Annotated in this window: 7 protein-coding genes; 5 read left to right on the top strand and 2 right to left on the bottom strand. The window is 46.3% G+C overall.

Going from position 1 to position 6,241, the window contains the following annotated elements; all coding sequences use genetic code 11:
* Positions 1–1,345 (bottom strand): sodium-extruding oxaloacetate decarboxylase subunit alpha (gene oadA / locus ACWVCM_RS08450; protein WP_455201297.1); only part of this gene is annotated, 1,345 nt, incomplete at its 3' end.
* Between the two features lie 21 nt (positions 1,346–1,366).
* Positions 1,367–2,785 carry an acetyl-CoA carboxylase biotin carboxylase subunit gene (locus tag ACWVCM_RS08445; RefSeq protein ID WP_455201296.1) on the bottom strand — a complete coding sequence of 473 codons (1,419 nt, stop codon included), beginning with the start codon at positions 2,783–2,785 and terminating at the stop codon, positions 1,367–1,369.
* Between the two features lie 166 nt (positions 2,786–2,951).
* On the opposite strand from ACWVCM_RS08445, the gene ACWVCM_RS08440 reads away from it, so the two are divergent.
* The 5 genes from ACWVCM_RS08440 to ACWVCM_RS08420 form a co-directional block, all read left to right on the top strand.
* The gene (locus ACWVCM_RS08440; protein ID WP_455201295.1) at positions 2,952–3,488 is read left to right on the top strand and encodes a YceD family protein; all 537 of its coding nucleotides are present in this window, start codon (positions 2,952–2,954) and stop codon (positions 3,486–3,488) included.
* 38 nt (positions 3,489–3,526) lie between these two features.
* The gene (gene rpmF, locus ACWVCM_RS08435) at positions 3,527–3,709 is read left to right on the top strand and encodes a 50S ribosomal protein L32 (RefSeq protein ID WP_455201294.1); all 183 of its coding nucleotides are present in this window, start codon (positions 3,527–3,529) and stop codon (positions 3,707–3,709) included.
* A 154-nt stretch (positions 3,710–3,863) separates the two neighbouring features.
* Positions 3,864–4,892 (top strand): phosphate acyltransferase PlsX, encoded by a 1,029-nt coding sequence (gene plsX / locus ACWVCM_RS08430; protein WP_455201293.1) that lies wholly within the window; start codon positions 3,864–3,866, stop codon positions 4,890–4,892.
* A complete protein-coding gene (locus ACWVCM_RS08425; RefSeq protein ID WP_455201292.1) occupies positions 4,889–5,857 on the top strand; it encodes a beta-ketoacyl-ACP synthase III in 969 nt (322 codons plus the stop codon). The genes plsX and ACWVCM_RS08425 overlap by 4 nt, the downstream gene beginning before the upstream one ends.
* 104 nt (positions 5,858–5,961) lie before the next feature.
* Positions 5,962–6,241 (top strand): ACP S-malonyltransferase (locus ACWVCM_RS08420; RefSeq protein WP_455201291.1); only part of this gene is annotated, 280 nt, incomplete at its 3' end.

Raw genomic sequence — 6,241 nt, 5'->3', positions numbered from 1 at the left:
GGAATTCTTTGCCTACTTCCGGAAACATGGCGTAGATCATTACGTCTTCATCGGATTCAGCCAGACTGCCAATTTCGTCTCGCAATTTATCCATTTCAGGTTTTAACAACTCGGCAGGCCGGCAGTCGATGACATCTTCATTGCCAATGGCATGTTGTCTTAGTGCTTCATTGACTTTACCGGGTGGTTTGCCGTAACGACCCTGGAGGTATAATTTTACTTCGTTGGTGATCGTTTTATAACGTTCATCGGTAATCACATTAAACACGGCTTGAGTGCCAACGATTTGTGACGTTGGGGTCACTAAGGGGGGATAGCCCAGGTCCTTGCGTACCCGTGGAATTTCATCCAGCACTTCGTTCATTCGGTTGAGGCCACCTTGTTCCCGCAACTGGTTCGACAGGTTGGAGATCATGCCACCAGGCACCTGGTTTACCTGAACCCGGGTGTCCAGTCCGGTGAATTCACTTTCAAATTGATGGTACTTTTTCCGCACTTCACTGAAATAGAAACCAATCTCCTGCAGAGCGACTAGATCCAGGCCTGTGTCGTATTCGGTGTCTTTAAATGCCGCGACCATGCTTTCTGTGGGTGGGTGGCTCGTGCCGCCAGATAACGTAGAGATGGCGGTATCAATATGACGACAGCCATTCTCTACCGCTTTGAAATGACACATAGCGGCCAGACCTGCAGTAGCGTGTGAATGAACCTGCACTGGAACATTTAATTCACTGACCAATGCCTTGACCAGATCACCCGCGGCCTTAGGTGTGAGCAGGCCGGCCATATCTTTGATGGCAATACTATCAGCGCCCATGCCTTCCAGTTCTTTGGCTAAACTGACAAATTGTTCAAGGGTATGGACTGGACTCGTGGTATAGCAAATGGCAGGTTGCGCATGTTTGTTTTGTTTTTTAACGGCTTCAATGGAAACTTGAATGTTGCGAATATCATTAAGCGCATCAAATATCCGGAATACATCAATGCCATTATCCGCGGCATGTTTGACAAATTCGCGCACTACATCATCAGAATAATGCCGGTATCCCAACAGGTTTTGTCCACGCAATAACATTTGCAGGCGCGTATTAGGCATAGCTTCGCGCAATTTCCGTAATCGTTCCCACGGATCTTCTTTTAAAAACCGTACGCAGGCATCAAAGGTAGCGCCACCCCAGACTTCCAGGGACCAGAAGCCAATGGAATCCAGCTTTTCACAGATAGGCAGCATGTCTTCGGTACGCATTCGGGTGGCCAGCAAGGATTGGTGAGCATCACGTAACACCGTATCAGTGATATACACTTTTTTATCGTCTTTCGTCGATGATGATTTCTTTTTGGCCATAATGAACTCTTAAACAGTCTTTTAATTTCCCATATGTGCGGCGATGGCAGCCCCAATAGCTGTTGCGATTTCCATAGAAGACGGTCGTACCGAATACTGTGTTAATTCCGGATGAGCTTCGACAAAGCTGGTATTAAAATGCCCCGAGCGGAATTCTTCCGATTTGAGTATCTCCAGATAATAAGGAATGGTTGTTTTAATGCCAAATACGCCAATATCCAGTAAAGCTCTTCTGGAACGTCTCAATAGAGATTCCCAATCCAGCGCCCAGACAGTAAGTTTGGCACACATAGAGTCATAAAAAGGCGGTATTTCATAACCTGTGTAAATGGCTGCATCGGTACGCACCCCGGGACCGCCAGGGGCAAAGTAACGCGTTACCCGGCCGAAACTGGGCAGAAAGTCATTTTTTGGATCTTCGGCATTGATGCGAAATTGCATGGCAAATCCGCGGCGTTGTACGTCTTCCTGTTTGAAACTCAAGGAATCACCCGCGGCGATGCGGATTTGTTCCTGGACAATATCAATACCCGTAATTTGCTCAGTGATCGTGTGTTCTACCTGCAAGCGGGTATTCATTTCCATGAAATAGAAATTCTCGTTTTCATCGAGCAGGAATTCCACGGTACCAGCATTGGTATAGCCGACGGCCTGGGCCGCCTTCACCGCCAGAGTACCCACCAATTGCCGTTGTTCTTCGCTGAGCTGTGGCGAAGGTGCAATTTCTATTAATTTTTGATGGCGGCGTTGAATTGAACAGTCTCGCTCAAAAAGATGCACGGTATTGCCCTGGGTGTCGGCCAGTATTTGAGCCTCGATATGTCTCGGATTATCAATACATTTTTCGATAAAAATATCTGTGCTGCCAAAGGCCTTGCTGGCTTCCGAGATGACTCGTTCAAACATGTTTGGTAATTCCTGAGCGCTTTCGCAGCGCCGGATGCCTCGTCCACCGCCGCCGGCAGTTGCTTTCAGCATGACGGGGTAGCCAATCTCGTTGGCAATTTTCAGCGCTTCATCGGCATCTTTGACATTGCCGTCACTGCCTGGCACCACCGGGACACCGGCAGCAATCATGGCATTACGGGCCTCGATTTTGTTGCCCATACGATTGATGATGGTGGCATCGGGGCCAATGAATCGAACGCCACGTTTGGCGCAAATTTCTGCTAACAAAGGATTTTCTGATAAGAAACCATAACCAGGGTGCAGGGCGTCACAATTGGTCGCCACGGCCAGGTTTACAATTCGATGAGCATTGAGATAGCCCGATACAGAGTCCGGTCCCAGGCTGAAGGCCTGGTCGGCTTTTTTGATATGCAACGCATAACGATCAGCGTCTGTATAGACGGCGACCGATTTAATACCGAGTTCAGCGCAGGCGCGAACGATTCGGACTGCGATTTCTCCCCGATTGGCAATAAGAACCTTTTTGATCAATAGTTAACCTGGCTGGGTAAATTATTCTGATTAGCGACTATTACGGAAACTTTACTTTCCTGTCAAGCGGCTATGGCAAAGCATAGCACCGTAAGTATCTGGTGCAAAAGCAATTCTCGATAGAGATTTTGACATTATTGACAATAACTTATACTATTGCGCGTTTATGTCACAGCGGCTACCTGAGTTTATTGAGCCTTACCGTCTTGCTGAAAATAAGCGAGTATTAAAGGGCGAACTTTCAATAGCAAATATGAACCGATTGACCCCGTTATTGGCAAGTAACGCTGGTAATGTGGAGGTTGATCTGGCATTCGCTATTGACGAAACCGGGCAGGCCTACGTGAAAGGCAAAGTTCACACCCGGGTAAGCATGCAATGTCAGCGTTGTATGAACGCCATGGAGTTGCCGATAAATGCCAAAGTGTCTTTGGCATTCGTAGCGACAGAGGAGCAGGCACAAGATTTGCCTTCGCATTACGAACCAATGATCGTTGAAGAGGAAACTTCACTATCAGGGCTCGTAGAAGACGAAATTATTCTGGCATTGCCGGCGGTTCCATTACATGAACCAGAGCAATGTTCGGTTGAGGGACAGTACGGTGGATCTGTACAGGATGCAACTACGAGATCTGGTACAGACAGTAATACTGAACGTCAGAATCCTTTTGCAGTTTTAGAGAAGCTGCGTAAAAAAGATTAATTTATTGTTGTAGTAATTATTAAAAGCGAGGAATTGTTATGGCAGTGCAACAAAACAAAAAGTCACCTTCACGCCGCAATATGCGTCGTGCACATGATGGCTTAAAGGCACCAACGTTATCTATTGAACCAACCACTGGCGAAACGCATCGACGTCATCATATTAGCCCCGATGGCTACTATCGTGGACGTCAGGTAATCGCCAGTAAAGATGAAGAATAACGATAATTTATTCTCTGTAGAAATTTGTGCGCCAGGTAGTTATGCCTGGCGTTCTTTCTATTTGTATCGGTTCTAGAATCGGTTTGTTCTAAGCTAATCCATTTCGGATTACGTTGTTGCTAACAACGCAAACACATTATTTATACCCGCACTTATGGAAAAACCTATCACAATTGCGCTTGACGCTATGGGAGGCGATCACGGCCCTCATGTTACTGTACCCGCGGCGCTATCTGCCATAAACGAAGATCCTGAAATAAAAATCATTTTGGTAGGGGATCAGGATGAAATCACTGCTGAGTTAAACAAGTCTAATGCAATGGTTGGTGAACGCGTTTCCATTCAACATGCAAGTCAAAAAGTTGAGATGCATGATCTGCCTTCTTATGCATTACGTAATAAAAAAGACTCTTCCATGCGCGTGGCGATTAACCTTGTTAAAGATGGTACAGCAGATTCCTGCGTAAGTGCCGGTAATACGGGTGCGTTAATGGCAACTGGTCGCTTTGTGCTAAAAATGATTAGCGGTGTTGATCGTCCGGCTATCACCGTAACACTGCCGACCATCAAAGGGCATACTCATGTACTGGATATGGGGGCCAATGTCGATACCAGTGCGGAAAACCTGCTTGAATTTGCGGTGATGGGATCAGTATTGGTCAGTGCCGTGGAGAATATTGATGCGCCGACCGTTGGATTGTTGAATATAGGTGAAGAAGAAATTAAAGGTAATGAACGTGTTAAGGAAGCAGCGCGCTTGCTTGAAAGTTCTGATTTGAATTATGTAGGTTATGTTGAAGGCGATGATATTTACAAAGGTACCGTTGATGTAGTCGTATGCGATGGTTTTGTAGGTAATGTTGCGCTTAAAACTACTGAAGGTGTAGCGCAATTAATTCGCCATTACATGACGCAGGAGTTTAAGCGCAACTTGCTAACCATGCTGGCAGGAATCATTGCTATGCCCGTCCTGAAGGCATTTAGAAAGAGAATTGATCCTCGTCGATACAATGGGGCCAGTCTGCTGGGCTTACAGGGAATTGTTGTTAAAAGCCATGGTGGTGCTGATGTGCTGTCTCTTGCTTGTGCGTTAAAGGAAGCCAAGCTGGAAGTACAAAAGAACGTGCCCCAGAAAATTCGTCAACAGTTGGAACACTTTTTATCAGAGAGGCAAGCCGTTTGACCTATTCGAGAATTGCAGGGACCGGCGGTTACTTACCGGAGAAAGTATTAACCAATCATGATTTGGAAAAAATGGTTGATACTTCTGATCAGTGGATCACGGAAAGAACCGGTATTAAAAAACGCCATATAGTTATTGATGGTGAGACGACCTGTGACCTGGCGGAAGCTGCATCTCGCCGGGCCATCGAAGCGGCTGGTATTAGTACCTCAGATATAGATCTTATTATTGTCGCGACGACTACGCCTGACCAGGTTTTTCCCAGTACTGCATGTTTGCTGCAGGCGCGCCTGGATATACACGGTTGTCCCGCATTTGATATTCAGGCTGTCTGTACCGGTTTTGTGTATGCCGTTGGGGTGGCTGACCAGTTTATTCGCAGTGGTATATCAAAAAATGCCCTGGTTGTTGGTGCTGAAACCATGTCCCGTATCGTCGACTGGACGGATCGTGGCACCTGCGTATTGTTCGGTGATGGCGCTGGCGCGGTGGTGTTACAGGCCAGTGATGAACCTGGAATAATGTCATCACACTTACATGCTGATGGCAGTTATGAACAGTTACTAACGGTGCCCTATGGTATTTCCAATGGTTATGACCGGGTTAAAGAAGGCAGTGCTTATATCAACATGCAGGGTAATGAAGTGTTCAAAATGGCTGTGAGAACACTGGGCCGTATTGTTGATGAAACTTTGGCGAAGAATAATCTGCAAAAAACAGATATCAACTGGCTGGTACCTCATCAGGCGAATATCCGTATCATTGCCGCTACGGCAAAAAAATTAAAAATGTCCATGGACCAGGTGGTAGTTACCGTACAGGAGCATGGCAATACATCCGCTGCATCGGTTCCGTTGGCGCTTGATGTAGCGGTAAGAGATGGGCGAATCAAGCGTGGTGATATTTTGTTGTGTGAAGCTTTTGGCGGCGGTTTCACCTGGGGATCAACACTCATTAAATATTAAATATGTGTTAACTATTATAATAAATTTCCGAAAACTCTTAGCCAGATTACTGCATTAATACCGATCACAATAACTTTATTTTAAAGATTCGAGGATAACTTGATATGTCATTGGGTTTTATATTTCCCGGTCAGGGTTCACAATCATTAGGAATGCTGGATTCTTTAGCTGAGGTCTATCCTGTCGTACAACAAACTTTCGCGAGTGCATCGGACGTACTTGGTTATGACCTTTGGCAATTGGTGCAAAATGGTCCCGAGGATAAGCTCAATGAAACCCAAAATACACAACCTGCTTTGTTAGCTGCCAGTGTTGCAGCCTGGCGAGTGTGGAACGAAAAACAAGGCACGCAGCCCGTTGTGTTGGCGGGACACAGTTTGGGTG

Source organism: Kaarinaea lacus, assembly GCF_975902315.1.
This window is presented reverse-complemented; position numbering and strand designations above follow the sequence as displayed.